General features: G+C 62.6%; 19 protein-coding genes and 1 tRNA gene. 8 read left to right on the forward strand and 12 right to left on the reverse strand.

What is annotated here, in order from left to right; all coding sequences use genetic code 11:
- Positions 1-280: 280 nt before the first annotated feature.
- The gene (locus tag CRO48_RS15365) at positions 281-646 is read right to left on the reverse strand and encodes a phosphoglycerate kinase (protein WP_097140739.1); all 366 of its coding nucleotides are present in this window, start codon (positions 644-646) and stop codon (positions 281-283) included.
- A 319-nt stretch (positions 647-965) separates the two neighbouring features.
- Here CRO48_RS15365 and CRO48_RS15370 point away from each other — a divergent pair, with 319 nt between their 5' ends.
- Entirely contained in the window at positions 966-2,495 is a 1,530-nt protein-coding gene (locus CRO48_RS15370) for a type IV secretory system conjugative DNA transfer family protein (protein WP_097140740.1), read from the forward strand.
- On the opposite strand, the gene CRO48_RS15375 is transcribed toward CRO48_RS15370, so the two are convergent.
- Entirely contained in the window at positions 2,487-2,879 is a 393-nt protein-coding gene (locus CRO48_RS15375; protein WP_097140741.1) for an ankyrin repeat domain-containing protein, read from the reverse strand. The genes CRO48_RS15370 and CRO48_RS15375 overlap by 9 nt on opposite strands.
- Positions 2,872-3,747: a hypothetical protein gene (locus CRO48_RS15380; protein ID WP_097140742.1), complete on the reverse strand. Its 876-nt coding sequence runs from the start codon at positions 3,745-3,747 to the stop codon at positions 2,872-2,874. The genes CRO48_RS15375 and CRO48_RS15380 overlap by 8 nt, the downstream gene beginning before the upstream one ends.
- A 63-nt stretch (positions 3,748-3,810) precedes the next feature.
- Between CRO48_RS15380 and CRO48_RS15385 the strand changes: the two genes are divergently transcribed.
- Positions 3,811-4,548, forward strand: a complete 738-nt coding sequence (locus CRO48_RS15385) for a hypothetical protein (protein ID WP_097140743.1) — start codon at positions 3,811-3,813, stop codon at positions 4,546-4,548.
- Positions 4,549-4,623: 75 nt separating this feature from the next.
- Here CRO48_RS15385 and CRO48_RS15390 read toward each other — a convergent pair whose 3' ends face one another.
- The gene (locus CRO48_RS15390) at positions 4,624-5,538 is read right to left on the reverse strand and encodes an ArdC family protein (RefSeq protein WP_097140744.1); all 915 of its coding nucleotides are present in this window, start codon (positions 5,536-5,538) and stop codon (positions 4,624-4,626) included.
- A gap of 161 nt (positions 5,539-5,699) precedes the next feature.
- On the opposite strand from CRO48_RS15390, the gene CRO48_RS15395 reads away from it, so the two are divergent.
- Complete coding sequence (locus CRO48_RS15395; RefSeq protein WP_141402060.1) at positions 5,700-6,038, forward strand: hypothetical protein; 339 nt, start codon at positions 5,700-5,702, stop codon at positions 6,036-6,038.
- 13 nt (positions 6,039-6,051) lie between these two features.
- Here the strand turns inward: CRO48_RS15395 and CRO48_RS15400 are convergent, their stop codons facing one another.
- From CRO48_RS15400 to CRO48_RS15415, 4 genes are all read right to left on the reverse strand, one after another.
- Positions 6,052-6,693, reverse strand: a complete 642-nt coding sequence (locus CRO48_RS15400) for a DNA methyltransferase (protein ID WP_097140746.1) — start codon at positions 6,691-6,693, stop codon at positions 6,052-6,054.
- Positions 6,694-7,146: 453 nt separating this feature from the next.
- A complete protein-coding gene (locus CRO48_RS15405) occupies positions 7,147-8,370 on the reverse strand; it encodes a tyrosine-type recombinase/integrase (RefSeq protein WP_097140747.1) in 1,224 nt (407 codons plus the stop codon).
- Between the two features lie 57 nt (positions 8,371-8,427).
- The gene (locus CRO48_RS15410; RefSeq protein ID WP_176526771.1) at positions 8,428-8,670 is read right to left on the reverse strand and encodes a hypothetical protein; all 243 of its coding nucleotides are present in this window, start codon (positions 8,668-8,670) and stop codon (positions 8,428-8,430) included.
- 37 nt (positions 8,671-8,707) lie between these two features.
- On the reverse strand, positions 8,708-8,944 hold the full coding sequence (locus CRO48_RS15415; protein ID WP_097140748.1) for a hypothetical protein: 237 nt from the start codon (positions 8,942-8,944) through the stop codon (positions 8,708-8,710).
- A 259-nt stretch (positions 8,945-9,203) separates the two neighbouring features.
- On the opposite strand from CRO48_RS15415, the gene CRO48_RS15420 reads away from it, so the two are divergent.
- The 4 genes from CRO48_RS15420 (at position 9,204) to CRO48_RS15435 (ending at position 11,860) form a co-directional block, all read left to right on the forward strand.
- Positions 9,204-9,395 carry a hypothetical protein gene (locus CRO48_RS15420; RefSeq protein WP_097140749.1) on the forward strand — a complete coding sequence of 64 codons (192 nt, stop codon included), beginning with the start codon at positions 9,204-9,206 and terminating at the stop codon, positions 9,393-9,395.
- A gap of 91 nt (positions 9,396-9,486) precedes the next feature.
- The gene (locus CRO48_RS15425) at positions 9,487-9,894 is read left to right on the forward strand and encodes a hypothetical protein (RefSeq protein ID WP_097140750.1); all 408 of its coding nucleotides are present in this window, start codon (positions 9,487-9,489) and stop codon (positions 9,892-9,894) included.
- A gap of 50 nt (positions 9,895-9,944) precedes the next feature.
- Entirely contained in the window at positions 9,945-10,208 is a 264-nt protein-coding gene (locus tag CRO48_RS31810; RefSeq protein ID WP_141402061.1) for a hypothetical protein, read from the forward strand.
- Positions 10,205-11,860: a recombinase family protein gene (locus tag CRO48_RS15435; protein WP_097140752.1), complete on the forward strand. Its 1,656-nt coding sequence runs from the start codon at positions 10,205-10,207 to the stop codon at positions 11,858-11,860. Before CRO48_RS31810 ends, CRO48_RS15435 begins: the two co-directional genes overlap by 4 nt.
- On the opposite strand, the gene CRO48_RS15440 is transcribed toward CRO48_RS15435, so the two are convergent.
- Positions 11,831-11,907 (reverse strand) — tRNA-Arg (locus CRO48_RS15440). The genes CRO48_RS15435 and CRO48_RS15440 overlap by 30 nt on opposite strands.
- Before the next feature lie 230 nt (positions 11,908-12,137).
- Here CRO48_RS15440 and CRO48_RS15445 point away from each other — a divergent pair.
- Positions 12,138-12,836 (forward strand): SDR family NAD(P)-dependent oxidoreductase, encoded by a 699-nt coding sequence (locus CRO48_RS15445; RefSeq protein WP_176526772.1) that lies wholly within the window; start codon positions 12,138-12,140, stop codon positions 12,834-12,836.
- 64 nt (positions 12,837-12,900) lie between these two features.
- Here CRO48_RS15445 and CRO48_RS15450 read toward each other — a convergent pair whose 3' ends face one another.
- From CRO48_RS15450 to xylF, 3 genes are all read right to left on the reverse strand, one after another.
- On the reverse strand, positions 12,901-13,686 hold the full coding sequence (locus CRO48_RS15450; protein WP_097140754.1) for an ATP-binding cassette domain-containing protein: 786 nt from the start codon (positions 13,684-13,686) through the stop codon (positions 12,901-12,903).
- A gap of 13 nt (positions 13,687-13,699) precedes the next feature.
- Positions 13,700-15,013: a sugar ABC transporter permease gene (locus CRO48_RS15455; protein ID WP_097140755.1), complete on the reverse strand. Its 1,314-nt coding sequence runs from the start codon at positions 15,011-15,013 to the stop codon at positions 13,700-13,702.
- 276 nt (positions 15,014-15,289) lie between these two features.
- Positions 15,290-16,327 (reverse strand): D-xylose ABC transporter substrate-binding protein, encoded by a 1,038-nt coding sequence (gene xylF / locus CRO48_RS15460; RefSeq protein ID WP_097140756.1) that lies wholly within the window; start codon positions 16,325-16,327, stop codon positions 15,290-15,292.
- Positions 16,328-16,435: the final 108 nt, after the last annotated feature.

Below are 16,435 nucleotides of genomic sequence, written 5' to 3' on the forward strand. Positions count from 1 at the left end.
AGCGGGAACTCAGGGGCAACACCGGAGCGGAAAGGCACAATCGCGCCCACCAGCCCCCGGCAGAAAACCTCGCCTATCAAGTAACGCGGGGGAATATCTGCAGCCGCTTAGACGCATCCGTGCGACCGGAGCGATGGCCTGTCTTCTGCGCCATCACCGGCAATGGCGTCCCTTCCGCATTATGGCCCGAAACGTGTAACAATGAGGCGGACGCTCCAGCGCCGGTCCCCCGCAAGAAAAAATGAAACCGCGGCGACCCAGCAGGGCCGCCGCGGAATGTTCACCACCACGAGGTGTAGAAGACGGTCATGCCGTCAGCGATTTCCGCACGTGCCTTCTCGACGAAGGCCAGGTCGTCCGCGAGCTCCGTTCCATCGGACTGCCCGAAGAAGAAGCCGCTGGTCGGCGGCAGGTTGCCGCTGCGGATATCGGCTTCGAGCCGGTGGAGGTCGTCAGCCGTGAGCTGCAGGTTGACGCAGTTGAAGTCGTCATCCTTGCCGCCCTTGGCGCGATACAGCGCCTCCATCCAGCCGTGGAGGTTCGGATGCTTGCGCCAGTAGTGCAGTTCGCTGCCGGTCTCGGCTTCGAAATCGACCGGTGCAGCCGGGGTTTCGGGGATGGCGAAGGCGTACATATCAAGGCCCATGGGGCTCTCCTTTCGTTCGTTGTTGCGTGTCCCGAGGGACGCGGAACGAAAGGCCGGCCGGCATCAGCCGCCGCCGTCATGACCAACACGGTCCTGCCGCATCCTTGATGCGCGGGAGTGGTGCGGGCGGGTCATTGACGGCAAGGCGCCGGAAGGCAGGTTCAAGCAGGCTTCGAAGGGTGACAACGATAAAGGGGAGCGTCCCCAGGGCGGTTGAACGCTGGCACATCCGCGATAAAGCGCGAGGAAACAGCGAGGAAGACTGCCGGATGGGCACTCCAAAATGGCCAGAGTAACCCCGGTCGGCAGGAGACCCCCAATGAACGCCTTTGAAAAAGACTTCATGAGCGACATCGCGCGCGGCGTGACGACGCGCTTTCTCGATCGACAGAGCGTCCCGCAGGCACGGTGGGAGCCCTGCGAGAAGATTATGGGCAGCCGCCACATGGCGTATGACCCGGCAACCCCCGGGGCGAAAATTCTGGTTGGCGCTCTTGATGGCCGCCTCATCGGCATCGACGACAACCGCCATGTGATGACCATTGCCGGCTCCCGAACGGGAAAGTCGGTGACGCTCGTGAACAACCTCCTCTTCTATCGCGGCAGCGTCCTGGCGCTCGACCCGAAGGGGGAGCTTGCCGCCATCACCGCCGAACGCCGCGCCGCACTCGGTCAACGGGTCTGTATCCTCGACCCCTTTCATATCGCGCCGGAACGGCTGAAGCCGTACCGCACCAGCTTCAACCCCCTGTCGCTACTCGTGCCCGAGAGCGACACCATCATCGAGGATGCGGGGCTGATTTCAGACGCGCTGGTCATCGCGGGCGGCAAAGACCCGCATTGGGATGACAGCGCGCAGAGCTGGATTGAGGGATTGTTGCTGCACATTGCAACAGACCCCGCGTTCGAGGGACGGCGCAATCTCGTCACCCTGCGCGCGCTCCTGCGAACCGTGTTTGTCACGGCTGGCGAGGGTGAGGACGCCCCGTTTGCGCTCGAACTCGCGATGCTCAAGAACGCGGCGCGCTTACAACGCAGCGATACCCTCGGCGATGTCGGAGACGTCATCGAAGGGGCTGCCCGTGATTTCTACGAGCGGCCACCCAACGAACGTGCGGGCGTGCTCTCAACGACCCGCCGCCACACGAAGCTCCTAGACTTCCGGGCCATGGCACGGGTGCTGAACGGGCACGACTTCGACCTCTCCGCGCTCAAAACGGCACCCCAAGGGATGACCGTCTACCTGTGCCTGCCCGCTAACCGCATGGCACGATGCAGCCGGTGGCTGCGTGTGTTCATCAACCTCCTTCTCGACGCGATGGAGCGGGAGAAGGCAAAGCCTGCCGTCCCGGTCTTGGCCTGCCTCGATGAATTCCCGGTGCTCGGGCACATGAAGCAGCTCGAAGACGCCGCCGGGCAGATTGCCTCGTTCGGCGTGAAGCTCTGGGTGGTGCTGCAGGACTGGGGACAGGGCAAGGCGCTCTACAAGGAACGCTGGGAGACGTTCGTCGGCAATGCCGGAATTCTCCAGTTCTTCGGCAACAACGATTTGATGACGACGGAGTACGTCTCAAAGCGGCTGGGGAAGACCGTGGTGAAAGTCACCCGCGAAGGAGAGGCCGCAACCGACCAAAAGGCCACCGGCATCACCGGGCGGTCGGAATCGTTGGAGCAATACGACCTGCTGACGCCGGATGAGGTCAGCCGCCAGTTCGCACGCAGCGACCGACTCAAACGCCAGCTGGTGGTTTGGGCGGGCTACAATCCGCTCATGCTCCAGCGCGTGGAGTATTTCGACGAAAGCAGTCCCGTGCATCCAGTGTTCGCCGGGAAGTACGCGTCACCCTGAATCCGTCTGCTCGTCGGGGCGGCGGCGCTGCGCGGGGACTGCAATCCCCGCGCCGTGCTGAAGGTCAGCGAGGTAACGCCCGACGGCAGGGTTTCGCCCCACGGTGACGGCGACAACGGCCGCCGTCCGCCCTTGTGCATCCCTGATGCCAAGGTCACAGCGCCCGATCCCGACAAGAAGGCGCAGGACGGCAACGGCGTTGCGTCCCGCCGCGATATGGAGCGCCGTAAGGCCGGTCCCGGGTTCGGCATAGTTGATGTCGATGGAGGTGTTGGAGAGGAACTGCCGTACCTTGTCGACGTCGCCGATGTTCACGGCTTCCAGGAACGCCGCGTGAAGCCTCCGGCGTTCCGCGTCATCTGTCTGGCCGGGACCATTAGCCATCGGGCTCGCCCTCCTGCCGGTATTCCCAGATGCGCTCCTTGATCTTGCCGAAGGCAGCGTCACGGGTGCTGGTGTCCTCCGCAACGAAGCTCATCCGGCCCTTTTCATATCCCGGCGCGGGCGCGCCGAAATCCCGCGACTTCACCAGCAGCATGACTGCAGGCGTAACGCCCGCCTGGACCTTGCGATCGAGTACCGTGTAGATGCTCGGCTCGCCTCGCAAACTGTCCTTGACGACAAGGCAGGCCTGCCCGTTCCGGTGGAAGAGCCAGCCATCAAAACGCTGCTCGCTGCCGCCCGAGCGCTTCAGGAGACGGGCAAGCGCATCGCGCTTCGTCGACTGCGGCGCAATCGGCAGGCTGTAGAGCTTGTCCTCGACGACCGGAGCATGAACTCCCCCATCCCGGACAGTGACGACGGACAGCTCCGTGCGGCCGGAGGCCAGCTTTCGGCTTGCCGCAAAGCGCCCCTGCAGCGGTGCAAAATCCCGGCCGTCATCCTGCCCGCCGAAGAACGCCGACAGCGCGTGGACGAGTGGGTTCCAGGCTTCGGCGGGCCGAAGGTCGGCATCGGTCAGGAAGGATTTGGATTTGAGATAGGCGCAGAGCGCATCAAGTCGTTCCTTGCTCGGTGTCTGCGTGCCCGCCGCAAAGCGCCGCAAGGCCTCCGCGAGCGGTTTGTAAGGGTCACGGAGAGGCTCGCCGTTATCCTCAAGGTCTTCGTCAGTATCGAGCGTGTCCAGCGAGGCTTCGTGCAATTCACGGGCGATGGCGGACCATGTCCGCTTGCGGCCATTGGTATGGGTTGCGGCGTGATAATCTATCAGCGCCGCCTGAATCCTTGCGAGTATATCGTCCGCATACTCCATAGACCTGCCCGTCCTGGCGAGGAAAGCGCGAGGAAACACCGCGTCTCCCGGTGACACATTCTCATGCAGGCCAGCGCCGAACAAGGCGCTGCCGCAAGGAGGATGGTCATGAACGGTCTTGCGAAAGTCTTCGAAGGCGAACCCCGGACAGACATCACCGTTGAAGCCGGGCGCACCACCATCAATGTGGCCCTACGCCATCTGCGCCCGTTCGACGCGCAGTCCGCCGATGATATGGCGAGTCTTCTAGCTGTTGCCGCTGTCGGTGTTGCGGGCTGGATCAGCTACGAGGCGATGACCGTGACGGCTCCCGCAATCGGGTTCTTTCTCGGCGGCCTGTGCGGCCGTCCCTTCATGCAGCAGAAAATCCGGCACGTCGCGCAGGTGACGGCGACAGTGAAGTTCACCGAAAACGCTATCTGGCTCAAGAAGATCAAGAAGGCCCCATCCTGGGAACCGGAGCAAGAATGGCAGAAGTTCGATCGCTCCCACGAGCACCGCTTCGTGCTGTACCAGCATGACAAAGCGCAGGCCGAGAAGGACGAAATCGACTACCAGGTCAGGACAAAACCCGGCCTGCGCGTAGCGCGCTACTACGGGGAGTCCTACTACGTGGTCCTCGAATATCTCGGCCAGCGCTTTGATGTGGCTGAGGTCATGGGCCAGCGGCGGGCCAGCGCCATCCTCGACCGGCTGAGCTTCTGCGACAAGTACATGGACAGCCTGACGGATGCCCGCAAAAGGCTGCCGATCCGTCCGGAGGACGAATGGCCCGGGCCGTCCGGCTCGATCCCGCAATAGCGTAACCGCAATAGCGTAACGGGAAAGATGACGGCCATGACCATCAATCTCGTACCTGGGAAGAAAGGCCGCCGCTCAGGCGGCGGCCTCCAGCGGGCGGCTGAAGCGCCCGAGGTAATCGGCGGCGCGCTGCGCGTGCGCGGCGGCGGCGAAAACGGCGCGCTTGTCCTCCTTCAAGACGGACAGCCAGTGACCGATGTAGGCCGCATGGTCGGCCCGGTCTTCGAGCTTCAGGCCCAGGTCGGCGCAAAGGAACGCCGCGCCCAGCTCGGCCACGAGCTCTTCGCGAGCATAGCCGTCATCGCCGAACTTCTTGCGCCCGAAATCCCGGTCAAGACGAGTCGCATGGCGAGTCCAGTGGGTCGCCTCATGGGCGAGCGTCGCGTAGTAGGCCTGCGCGTCGCGGAACGCCTCGAAGGGCGGCATCTGAATGTAGTCGAGCGCCGGGCTGTAATAGGCGCTATCGCCGCCATGCCGGATATCGGCGCGGGTCGCGGCGAAGAAGGCCTCGGCCCCGGCAATCCGCTCGTCAGGATTCCGGCTGGCGTGCGCCAGCGCATGGAAGTGCCCGGGCAGGCCCTCGATCTGCTCGACATTGAAGACCGTGTAGGCCTTGAGGAACGGAATGGCCCGCTCGGTCTCATCGCCCGTGGCGTCATCGGTCTCGGTGCGGCGCATCGTGTCGGCGTAGACGACGGGCGAGCCCTTCTCGCCCTTGCGGACGTGGCCGCCAAGCTCGATGGCCTGCTTAAAGGTCATCCAGATGGGCGCCGCGTAGTGCCCCGTCATCGCCGACGCCCAGAGCGTGAGGACGTTGATGCCGGCATAGGGCTGGCCGTTATGGCGCAGCGGCCGGGAGACGTGCCCCGCCGCGTGGGCGGCGTTCCAGGGCTGGGTCCAGGGCTTCACGCCCTGCTCAAGCGCTTCGATAATCTGGTTGGTGATGCGGCTGTAGACATCCTGCCGCGGGGTTTCGTTGGTGGTCGTCATGACCTTGCTCCTTGCGTTGCGGGTTTTCCTCAAGACGCGAGCAAGGAAGGACGGGCGAATGAGCCGGCGTGTCAGGCCCTAACACGGTCCCGCCCCTTGAAGGCGGGAGTGGTGCGGGCGGGGTTTGACCGGACGGCGCGCCCGGCCAGAACTCAGCGTCAATGGTTGAGGAAATTCGCCGTTGGGGCGGTCATGCGTGCCGCAAGGGCCCCGCCGCCGCTGTCATCCAGGAAGAATGCAACCCGGTGACAGAGAAAGGTTTGGCCATGAAATACCAGGACTGGAAAAAGCACTCTGCGCGGCGCAAGGCGCTCTGGCCCGGCGACTCGAAGGGCTATCTGCATCGCCAGCACAAAGTGACGATCAGCATCGACGCCGAGCTGGCCGAATGGCTGGTGGAGAATGTCGTGGGGCGGTCGTCCTATACGTGCGACCTCGAAGAGACCATCTTGACGGCTTTGCGGATAGCAAGGCGCGATGCGAGTACGCCACGGCATTAGGGCTATGCCGCCATTATGCGGCAAGCCGGTCGATGGCGACCCGGTGATGCTGGGTCGCCAGTTCAACCCCTATGAAGTCCCGGCCGGTCTGGCGGGCAGCCACGAGCGTGGAGCCGGAACCACAGAACGGGTCCAGCACAATCCCGCCTTGGGGACAGAATGCTTCAATCAGGGGCGCCAGAACCAAAACCGGCTTTTGCGTGGGATGCAGCCGGTTGCCTGTGTAGGCCCAATCGATGACGTCAGCCGGTGGCGTTGCCGGTAATGCGGGGCTGCCTTTGGCCAGGACATACGCGCATTCATGGCGGTATTCGACGAACCGGGCGCTTGCCGCATAGGGCTTGTTGAAAACGAGGTGCCCAACGATACGGAATCCCGCGTTGCGCCAGGCATCGATGAACAGGTCAGCAGCCTGCCAGCCATAAAAGCTGACACACAGGCTATCGCGCCGCAGAAGGCGGTACATTTCCACGGCTGAGGGAACGAGCCAGTCAGCCTGATTGTCGTTCAAGACGGTCTGTCCGCTGCGCGGGCGGTAGTTCATCAGGTAGGGCGGGTCCGTCAGGACGAAGTCCACGGAATTTGATGGCAGGCCTTGCATGACATCGACGCAGTCACCCTGGTATACGCGGTTTCGATAATATTCTTTCGTCATTGAGATTGCTCCTCCTCTTGCTGTTTCAGAAGCGAGGAAAGGACAGGCCGCCAAGCGGCGTCCGCACCGGAGGGAAACAGCCAACACGGGAGGCATCAGCCGAATGGAGCGGGCAGCTGTTGTGGAGGCTGCGTGGCCTGTCAGGGCGAGCAAGGAAGGTGAAACAGCAGGGGTGAGCAGTGTTGGTGATTTGACGTATTACACAGCCAAGGAGCCGGTAACGAAGCTCGATGCGAGGAAGGATTCGCCACAAACTTGCCACAAGCTCAAACGGGCTACGCCGGACAATCTAGGATTTCTGCGGGTTTCAGCGGACTCGGGTCTTGTGGCAAAAATGAGCAAAAATGGCTCATTATCGAAAAGAATATACATCTAAGTGATTGATCTTGCAGGTGGAGCGGGTGAAGGGAATCGAACCCTCATAGCCAGCTTGGAAGGCTGCTAGAAACCCAGCTATTCTGCGGCTTCCAGCGTATTTGCCACAAACTCGCCACATGACCGCTCGCCAAGTATCTGAGCAGCAAGCTTTTCTGCCGATTCACGGTAGTGCTCTTCGCGCCCACGGATCAGGTGGCCGTATATGTTGAAGGTGATTTCGATTTTCGAGTGGCCCATAGCCTTCTGAATGAATTTCAGGTCGTGACCGCCCTCGATCAGCTTCGAAGCAAAATAGTGCCGAAGGGCGTAGGGCGTATAACGCGGGATCAGTACGGTCTTGCCTCTGCGCTCTTCCTCGTCAACCAGTCCCGCCTCCTTCATCAACGGGTCCCAAGCGCCTGCCCGGAAGTTGACGAGTGCCATCGGCTTCCCGCTGGCGGTCGGAAACACAAGATCCTGTGCGGATGCCGGGCAGTCGGTGCGCCATGCTTCGAGCATCTCGATGAGAAACGACGGGATAAAGAGAGTGCGTCTTCCGGCTCGCGATTTCACCGGTCCGATGTCTCCAGTTTTGTCGGCGCGCTGTGTGATCCGAACCTGGCCTCCTGCAAGACCCTTCCATGAAAGGCCCCGGTACTCGGACGGGCGCATACCTGTGAAACCCGCGAGATAGATGAGCGGGCGATACCGAGCCCATACCTCCGCCATGTAGTCGTTCTTCTGTGCCATGCGGTCGGCGGCAGCGTAGATCGCGCGCACCTCTTCGTCTGTCGGGATGACAACCTCGCCATCCTCTTCTTCATAGCGCCCGCCGGACTTGATGGTGATACCAGCTGCCGGGTCGCTTTTGATGAGGCCCTCGGATTTCATCTCGATGATGACGGAGTGAAAGGAGGACAGACAGCGGCGCGCCAGGTCGCGCGTCCTTGTTTCAAGAAGCCATTTGCGGAAGGCTACCACGTCAGGCTGCTCAAGCTCGTGGAGCGGCTTGGTCCAGCGATATTCTTTCATGACCTTCGCGCGGCGGGCATACTCGTTGTAGGTCTGCTTCTCGACCTTCTCGCGCCCGTCCCGCCCAATCTTCTCACAGATGGACAGCCAGCGGTCAACGGCCTCGACCACGCTGATGGCCTGCCCGCCAGGCACGCTTTCAAAAGACCCGAGATTTTCGGTGAATGCGCGCGCCTCCTTCAGGGTGTCGAAGGTGGCATACTCGTAGCCGGTCTTAGCTGTTCTGCTGGGGTAACGGACCTGATAGGTGGTCCCCTTACGCCCCGTGCGCTTCCTTATATCTGCCATGGGAAATCATTGTTTTTATTGTTGTTTCAGTTATAGAACAAAATATGAACATAGAAGTCAATCTTTATCGACGAAATCACGCACGGCGTCGCTCTGCAGTTGCTGGTAAATTGCGACCAACGTGCCTTTTTCTATTTTCAGTGTCCCTTCCACCGGGTCGACGAAGAACGGCAACTTCCGATGACCGTGGGCATCTCGGTCGGCGGCGCGCTTCATCTGGCGTGGTGTCAATTCGACGCCGATCTCCGCCAGCACCTGGCGTGCTTGTTCCAAACCTATGTAACAGGGCGGCAACTTCATGCCGCACCACCTTTCCCGTTATCGCTCCGGGCGTCCGTCAGAGGTTGTATTCCTCTGCCGCCGACCGGTAAGGCCCTTTCTTGGTCACGCGCGAAAGCACCTTCCCGCGCTCGTCGCGCAGGATGACCTTTTCGCCGAATTCGTCTGTGGGGTTTACGAAGACAGTCACATTGCGCGCATGGCGCAAGTTGTATCTTTCTTCGATTTCTCCAAGGGCCTCAAATAATGCCTGCCGTAGCTGCGCCATCGTTAATTGGCCGCGTACGCTAATCATAATAGACACGCAAATCTCTTAAATAGTCTCTCCCAATATAAGGACATTCTACCACGGCCGCGCGGCGGCCAGCAAACTTCGCGAGGGCTTGCGACGCGCCGAGCATGGCACGCAACAGGCCACTGTCTCCCTCTCTCCGGGCGCAGCGCAGTCCATCTCTCCTTTCTCTTTCGCAACCCGCCATCGGTCCTTCTGCCGATTGTCTGTGTGTGGGGCTCAAAGGCCCCGATTGGCGGGGCCGCGAGAGAAAGGAACTACGATGACCCGCACCTTCACCCTTCAAGACCTTCAGCACTTGAGCCTGTCCGCGCTCCACACACTGCGCGGCACACTGCACCGCGAACTGGCGCTGGCTGCGCCGCATTCGCAGCAAGCGCGTGAGATATTTGCGAGCCTCGATGCCGTGAACCGGATCATCCGTCAGCGCACGGCCGGCCCCCGCATGGGGTAGCCGGCGGGCGCGAGGTTTTCGCGTGGAACGACACAGTACTGGCCTGTTAAAAGGTCAGTACTGAACGCCACGCTCTTCAAAGGTTTCGGCCATGTCGAATACGAAGACCACCATCATGATGCCGGACCCAATTGAGCGCTTTATTGCCGAAGGGTTCGACCGGCTCAATGTCGACGGCGCAACGCCCGAACAAAGCACAGAGGCGTTTCAGGAGATCATCAATCTCTTGGCGATCCTCATGTCCGGGCATCATGGCCCGGACATGGATGATCCAACCTACTTCCGGCAGATGGAAGAGAACGCCTACGCGTGGGGCCTCGCGCGGCGCGTGACGCCGGAGGCGCAGGCGATTGGCAGGGCCTTCCTTGCCTTCCTCAAGGCAGCCGTCGAAAGCCCCGCTTTCGAGCTCCTGCAGGAAAATACCCGACGAGGCGATGAGTCTGACGCATTCGACTCCGGCGGCGGCCTGAAAGACCAGCGCCAAGACGACGACGTCTAAGCCGTCACCACGATGAGATTTAACTTCAACCCCTTCCCGAGGACGCGGAGATGCGCGGACGCCAGTCCAGCCATCGCGAGCTGCTGCGCCCTGTTACCGGCCAGAAGGCCGGCGGCAGTGACGGCACGCGTCCCGTTGTCATAGCCGATAATCTTGAGCTTCTCCCCGTCACCGCCGAAGAACTGGATGCCATCGAAGCCTTTCTGATGCCGCAAATACTGCGCCTGCTGGTATCAAGCGCCAGCAAGCAAGATGACTCGAAACGGCCCCAAACAACTGCGATAGTGCCGGATAATGAGGGGGCACTGTCATGAAGCTTCTCAATCGCACGACTCTGGATGCGAAAAACACTGACAGCTTGCGCGCTGCCCTCTACCTGCGCGTCTCGACAGGCCGCCAGGCCGAGAACGACCTTTCTATCCCCGACCAGCGGCGACAGGCGCAGGAGTTTTGCAAGGCGCGTGGCTGGCAGGTTGTCATTGAGTTCGTCGATGCCGGCCTTAGCGGAACCGACGACCGCCGTCCCGAGCTGCAGCGCCTGCTAGACCTCGCGGCGGGCGGAGACTCCCCCTTTGATGTGGTTGTTGTACACTCTTTCAGCCGCTTCGCCCGCGACCATTTCGCGCTCGAATACCATGTCCGCCGCCTGCGCAAGAACGGCGTCAAGCTCGTCAGCATCACCCAAGACCTCGGTGATGACCCGATGAGCGTCATGGTCCGGCAGGTCTTCGCCCTGTTCGACGAATACCAGTCCAAGGAGAACGCAAAGCACGTCCTCCGCGCCATGCAGGAGAATGCCCGGCAGGGCTTCTGGAATGGCGCTGCAGCGCCTTATGGATACGCCATTGTGGCTGCGGAGCAGCGGGGAGCAAAGACCAAGAAACGCCTCGCCATTGATGCTGTCGAAGCAGAGGTGGTGCGGCTCATGTTCCGCCTTGTCCACGAAGGCAACGGCACGAGCGGCCCCCTCGGGATCAAAGCCCTTGCCTGCTACCTGAATGAGCGTGGCTACCGCACCCGTCGTGGTGCGCGCTGGGGTATCGGCCCGCTCCACGCGCTCCTGACCAGCCCGACCTATAAGGGCGAGTACCGCTTCAACCGCAAAGTCTGGAAGACGAAAGAAGACAAGCCCGAAGCTGACCAGATCATGGTCGCTGTCGACCCCATCATCGACCCCGGCTTGTTCGATGCCGTGCAGGCCCGCCTGAAATCCCGTAACCCGAAGCAGACCCCGCCGCGCGTTGTCACCGGACCTATCCTCCTGACGGGCCTTGCGACCTGCGCCAGCTGTGGTGGCGGCATGACGCTGCGCACGGGCAAGTCGGGCCGCTATCGCTATTACACCTGCGCCACCTGCGCGCAGCAGGGCAAGTCTGCCTGCCCGGGCAGGTCCATCCCCATGGACAAGCTCGACCAGATCGTCACCGACCAGCTCACCGCATCGCTATTCACGCCCGAAAGGGTCCGCGCCATCCTCGGCGGGCTAATGGCCCGCCAAGCCTCGCGCAGCGAAGACCATGCTCAACGCCTGACGGCCCTTCAGAACAAAGTCGCGGATTGCGAGGGCCGCCTTTCACGGCTTTACGAAGCAATCGAGAACGGCATCGCCGACGCCTCCGACCCGACGCTGAAAGACCGGCTCGCGTCGCTCAAGACTGAACGCGACCAGGCAAAGGCCGCCAAAGACCGAGCCTTCGCCGAGCTTCAGCCCGAAACCAGAATCACCGAAGAGAAAATAAGCGCCTTCGCCGCCCTCATGCGCGAGAACGTCGCCAACGGCGCAATCCCTTTCCGACGCGCCTACCTGCGCTCTGTCATCGACCAGGTCGAAGTTGACGACACGGAAATCCGCATTCACGGCCGGAGGGACGTTCTGGAACGGCTTGTGATGGGGAATGGGGCGACTCCGGCAGGAGTGCCCAGTTTTGTTCGGAAATGGCGCACCCGACAGGATTCGAACCTGTGACCTTTGGAATCGGAATCCAACACTCTATCCAGCTGAGCTACGGGTGCATCCGTGTCGCGGGCGGAGCCCGGCGTCGACTGGTTCGCGGTTCATACCCCAGCTTTGTCGCCGGTTCAATGGTCAAGCGCCCGATGCCGCACAGGAAATTTCGGCAAGGGGTGATCGGATGGCCTTGCGGCAACGTTATGGGCGCAGGCGCATGAACGGTGCGCTCCGACAAGCCCTTCGGTCATCAGCCGGGAAAGCGGAAGGAAATGCCAATGCGGAAGGGAATGTGATGGAGTCGCTCGGGACGGGTTACTCGGCGCTGGTCGTCGGCGAGAGCGGCGGGATCGGCGGTGCGGTTCATGCGGCGCTCTCGACGGATCCGAATGCAGGGCGCCTCGTCGGTCTGTCGCGCAGGACACATCCGGGCTTCGATATCACAAACGAGCCTTCTGTGGCCGATGTCGCCCGTACGCTTTCCTGCGAAGGCCCGTTTGATCTGATCTTTGACGCCACAGGGGCGTTGACCATCGACGGCATCGGCCCGGAGAAGGCGCTGAAGGCAATCGATCCCTCCGTCATGGCCCGACAGTTCGCAGTCAATGCCATCGGGCCGGCATTGCTTCTGAAGCATTTTGCGCCGCTGATGCCGCGCGACCGGCGGGCGATCTTCGCGACACTGTCTGCCCGTGTCGGCTCGATTGGCGACAACCGGCTTGGGGGATGGATTTCCTACCGGGCCTCCAAGGCGGCATTGAACCAGATCGTCCGCACCGCCGCGATCGAGCTTGCGCGCACGCATCCGCAATCGCTGGTGCTCGCGCTGCATCCCGGCACGGTGCAGACCAGGCTCAGCGCGGCCTTTCGCGGCGGACACGCCACCGTCACGCCAAGCGTGTCCGCGGCGCGCCTGCTGGCGCTGGTCGATCGCCTTCCGGCGCAGGCTTCCGGCGGGTTTTACGCGCACGACGGCGAGGCGGTCGTCTGGTAACCGACGACAAAAGGAAAACCGCGCCCCGGGGGGCGCGGTTTCCGTCTCGAATGGAGCGTCGCCGTCAGGCGACCTGCATCGCTCCGGGGCCGGGAATGGCCTTGGGCGGGCATTTTCCGAGGATGATCATGCCGAGCACCTCGTCCTTGGTCACGTCCTCGGTCCGCGCATGGCCAACGACCTGGCCGTTCTTCATCACCGAGACGCGGTCGGCGAGGTCGAAGACGTCGTGGATGTCGTGGCTGATCAGGAAGATGCCGATGCCTTCCTTCTTCAACTGCTTGATCAACTCGCCCACCTGCGCCGTTTCCTGCGGCCCGAGCGCTGCCGTCGGCTCGTCCATGATCAGGATGCGGGCGTCGAACAGGATGGCGCGCGCGATGGCGACGGACTGCCGCTGGCCGCCCGAAAGCGCCTTCACCGGCTCCTTGAAGCGCTGGAAGTTGGGGTTCAGCCGGCCCATCACCTCGCGCGCCTTCGCCTCCATCGCCACGTCGTCGAGCGTGCCCCAGGGGGTGCGCAGTTCGCGGCCGAGATAGAGGTTGGCGGCGGCGTCGACGTTGTCGGCGACGGCGAGCGTCTGATAGATCGTCTCGATGCCATATTTCTTGGCGTCGCGCGGGTTGTTGATCTCGGCCGGCTCGCCATTGATCAGGATCTCGCCGCCATCGCGCCTGTAGGCGCCCGACAGGATCTTGATGAGGGTCGACTTGCCGGCGCCGTTGTGGCCGAGAAGGGCGACGACTTCGCCGGGGTAGAGATCGACCGAGGCGTTGTCGACCGCATGGATGCCGCCGAAGGAGATGGAAACGTTCTTCATTTCCACGAGCGGAGTGCGTTGATCTGTCATGAGGCGAACTCCTTTACTTGGCGCGGGCGCGATAGACGGTGTCAAGCCAGACGGCGACAACGAGAACCACACCGACGACGATGCGCTGGAACGGGCTGTCGATGCCGAGAAGCACCATGCCCGATTGAAGCGATTGCATGACGAGGGCGCCGATCATGGCGCCAGCGATGGTGCCGACGCCGCCGGCCAGCGAGGTGCCGCCGATGACGGCCGCGGCGATGGTGTAGAGCTCGTCGAGCTCGCCCTGCGCGTTGGTGGCGGCGTTGAGGCGGGCGGTCGAGATCGCGGCCGCGATGGCGCACAGGACGCCCATCAGCATGAAGATCTTGACAGTGACCCAGCGCGTCTTGATGCCCGCGAGCTCGGCTGCTTCCGGGTTGCCGCCAAGCGCGAACACATAGCGGCCGAAGCGCAGGCGCGTGGCGATGAAGGTCATCACGATGCCGACGCCGATTGCGATCAGGACGGGAATGGCGATCCCGTGCGGGATCTGCAGGCCGCCTTCCGGCCAGGCGATGGCATTGGCGTCGGCATAACGGCGGGCGATGTTGGTCGGCCAGTAGTAGTGGTTGGCGACGGAGACCGCGCCGAGAACCAGGGCGCAGCCGAGCACCGAGAGGAAGTATTCGGCCCAGACGGGGCGAAGCGGAAAGCCGAAGCGCTTGCGCTGCTTGCGCGAGTTCAGGATCGCGCCGACGATGGCGAGGCAGGCGACGATGCCCACGATCCAGCTCGCCGTGGCGCCGATCGAGCCCTCGGTGCCGCCGCCCATCAGGCGGAAGGTGGAATTCATCGGGGCGACGGTCTGGCCGCTTGTGACGAACCAGGTGGCGCCGCGCCAGACCAGCAGGCCGCCGAGGGTGACGATGAAGGCGGGCACGTTGAGGAAGGCGATGATGGAGCCGTGCAGGGCGCCGATCGCAGCCCCCACGAGGATGCCGCAGCCGAGCGTGATGATCCAGATCGCAGGATGCTCGAGGCCGAGATATTGCGGCAGGATTTTTGCTTGCATGACCCCCATAATCATGCCGCAGAAGCCGAGCACCGAGCCGACGGAAAGGTCGATGTTGCGGGTGACGATGATCAGCACCATGCCTGTCGCCATGACGGCGACCGAGGAGGTCTGCACCGTCAGGTTCCACAGGTTGCGCGGCGTCAGGAACAGGCCGCCGGTGAGAAACTGGAAGCCGACCCAGATGATGACCAGCGCCCCGACCATGCCGAGCAGGCGGGTGTCGATCTCGGTTGCGCGGAAGAACCGTTTGACGGGATGTTCATCCGCGTTCCGGGCCCGATTTGTCTGGGTAGCTTGTGTGATGTCGGCCATGGACGTGCCTTCCCCCCACTGAAATTGTTGTTGTCGCCGCGTCGCCGGCCCAGTGGGCAGGATTGACGAGGCCAAGTCTGGCGATGACGGACGTGACTGCGGGACTTTCGTCCGCGCGGCTTTCGGCCCGCGTACTTCCCGGTCGCATCCTTTGCCGAACGGCGTCGGCAAAGGATGGCCCAGGCATTGTCCGCCGCCCCTCCACCTTGCGCAAGCGCCGCAACGGATTGCGTTGCGGCGCTTGGAAAGTGGTGGGTCATGCCCGTCGGAGCTTTGTTACTTGCAGGCGGCGAGGTCGCCCTTGACGCCCTGGCAGGCTTCTTCCTTGGAGATCCAGCCCGCGTCGATGACGACGTTCAGGTTGTCCTGGGTGATCGGAAGCGGCGCCAGGAAGACCGACTGCATGGCAACGCCCTTCGGGCCGCCCTCGAAGGTGGTGACGCCCTCGATCTCTTCCATCTTCTTGCCGCCGGCCAGCTCGGCTGCGATCTCGGCGGCGCGCTTGCCGAGTTCACGGCTGTCCTTCCAGACCGAAACGGTCTGCGTGCCGAGCGCCACGCGATTCAGCGCTGCCTTGTCGGCATCCTGGCCCGAGACCGGAACGGAACCGGCGAGACCCTGGGCGTCGAGGGCTGCAATCGCACCGCCGGCGGTGCCGTCGTTCGAGGCGACGACCGCGTCGACCTTGTTGTCGTTCGCCGTCAGGAACTGTTCCATGTTCTTCTGCGCGATTTCAGGCTTCCAGCCGTCGGTATAGGCTTCGCCGACGTTCTTGATCTTGCCGCCGTCGATCGCTTCCTTCAGCACTTCCATCTGGCCGGAGAACAGGAAGTCGGCGTTCGGGTCGGCGGAGTTGCCCTTGATGAAGACGTAGTTGCCTTCCGGCTTGACCTTGAACACCTCGCGGGCCTGCATGCGGCCGACTTCCTTGTTGTCGAAGGTGATGTAGAAGGCGGCCGGGTTCTCGATCAGGCGGTCGTAACCGACGACCGGGATGCCTTCGGCTGCGGCCTTTTCGATGGCCGGGCCGATGGCGTCGCTATCCTGCGCGAGCACGATCAGGGCGTTGGCGCCCTGGGCGATCAGCGATTCGATGTCGGTCAGCTGCTTGGCTGCCGAGGATTGGGCATCGGCGGAGATGTACTTGTCGCCGGAAGCCTCAAGGGCTGCCTTGATGGCGGCTTCGTCGGTTTTCCAGCGCTCTTCCTGGAAGTTCGACCAGGAAACGCCGACCACGAGATCCTTGGCCTGCGCCACGGAATGCAGCGATACGATGACGGCAACGCCTGCCATCAGCTTCAAAACTGATTTCATATTATCCTCCCAAGTGAACGCCGGCCGTCCGGACGAACCTCCCGTCACCGTCGACAACCAGCTCTCTGACACTGCCGCAATTCCACGCCCTCAAGCTCTCCCGGAATT

Source organism: Rhizobium subbaraonis, assembly GCF_900220975.1.
GTDB lineage: Bacteria > Pseudomonadota > Alphaproteobacteria > Rhizobiales > Rhizobiaceae > Mycoplana > Mycoplana subbaraonis.

Coding starts and splice junctions, on each gene's coding strand:
- CRO48_RS15385 (WP_097140743.1), top strand. CDS start 3,811: ATGCAGGCCAGCGCCGAACAAGGCGCTGCCGCAAGGAGGATGGTCATG.
- CRO48_RS15435 (WP_097140752.1), top strand. CDS start 10,205: ATGAAGCTTCTCAATCGCACGACTCTGGATGCGAAAAACACTGACAGC.
- CRO48_RS15400 (WP_097140746.1), bottom strand. CDS start 6,693: ATGACGAAAGAATATTATCGAAACCGCGTATACCAGGGTGACTGCGTC.
- CRO48_RS15380 (WP_097140742.1), bottom strand. CDS start 3,747: ATGGAGTATGCGGACGATATACTCGCAAGGATTCAGGCGGCGCTGATA.
- CRO48_RS15370 (WP_097140740.1), top strand. CDS start 966: ATGAACGCCTTTGAAAAAGACTTCATGAGCGACATCGCGCGCGGCGTG.
- CRO48_RS15365 (WP_097140739.1), bottom strand. CDS start 646: ATGGGCCTTGATATGTACGCCTTCGCCATCCCCGAAACCCCGGCTGCA.
- CRO48_RS15445 (WP_176526772.1), top strand. CDS start 12,138: ATGGAGTCGCTCGGGACGGGTTACTCGGCGCTGGTCGTCGGCGAGAGC.
- CRO48_RS15390 (WP_097140744.1), bottom strand. CDS start 5,538: ATGACGACCACCAACGAAACCCCGCGGCAGGATGTCTACAGCCGCATC.
- CRO48_RS15415 (WP_097140748.1), bottom strand. CDS start 8,944: ATGATTAGCGTACGCGGCCAATTAACGATGGCGCAGCTACGGCAGGCA.
- CRO48_RS31810 (WP_141402061.1), top strand. CDS start 9,945: ATGCGCGGACGCCAGTCCAGCCATCGCGAGCTGCTGCGCCCTGTTACC.
- CRO48_RS15455 (WP_097140755.1), bottom strand. CDS start 15,013: ATGGCCGACATCACACAAGCTACCCAGACAAATCGGGCCCGGAACGCG.
- CRO48_RS15420 (WP_097140749.1), top strand. CDS start 9,204: ATGACCCGCACCTTCACCCTTCAAGACCTTCAGCACTTGAGCCTGTCC.
- CRO48_RS15395 (WP_141402060.1), top strand. CDS start 5,700: ATGGTTGAGGAAATTCGCCGTTGGGGCGGTCATGCGTGCCGCAAGGGC.
- CRO48_RS15425 (WP_097140750.1), top strand. CDS start 9,487: ATGTCGAATACGAAGACCACCATCATGATGCCGGACCCAATTGAGCGC.
- CRO48_RS15375 (WP_097140741.1), bottom strand. CDS start 2,879: ATGGCTAATGGTCCCGGCCAGACAGATGACGCGGAACGCCGGAGGCTT.
- CRO48_RS15410 (WP_176526771.1), bottom strand. CDS start 8,670: ATGAAGTTGCCGCCCTGTTACATAGGTTTGGAACAAGCACGCCAGGTG.
- xylF (WP_097140756.1), bottom strand. CDS start 16,327: ATGAAATCAGTTTTGAAGCTGATGGCAGGCGTTGCCGTCATCGTATCG.
- CRO48_RS15450 (WP_097140754.1), bottom strand. CDS start 13,686: ATGACAGATCAACGCACTCCGCTCGTGGAAATGAAGAACGTTTCCATC.
- CRO48_RS15405 (WP_097140747.1), bottom strand. CDS start 8,370: ATGGCAGATATAAGGAAGCGCACGGGGCGTAAGGGGACCACCTATCAG.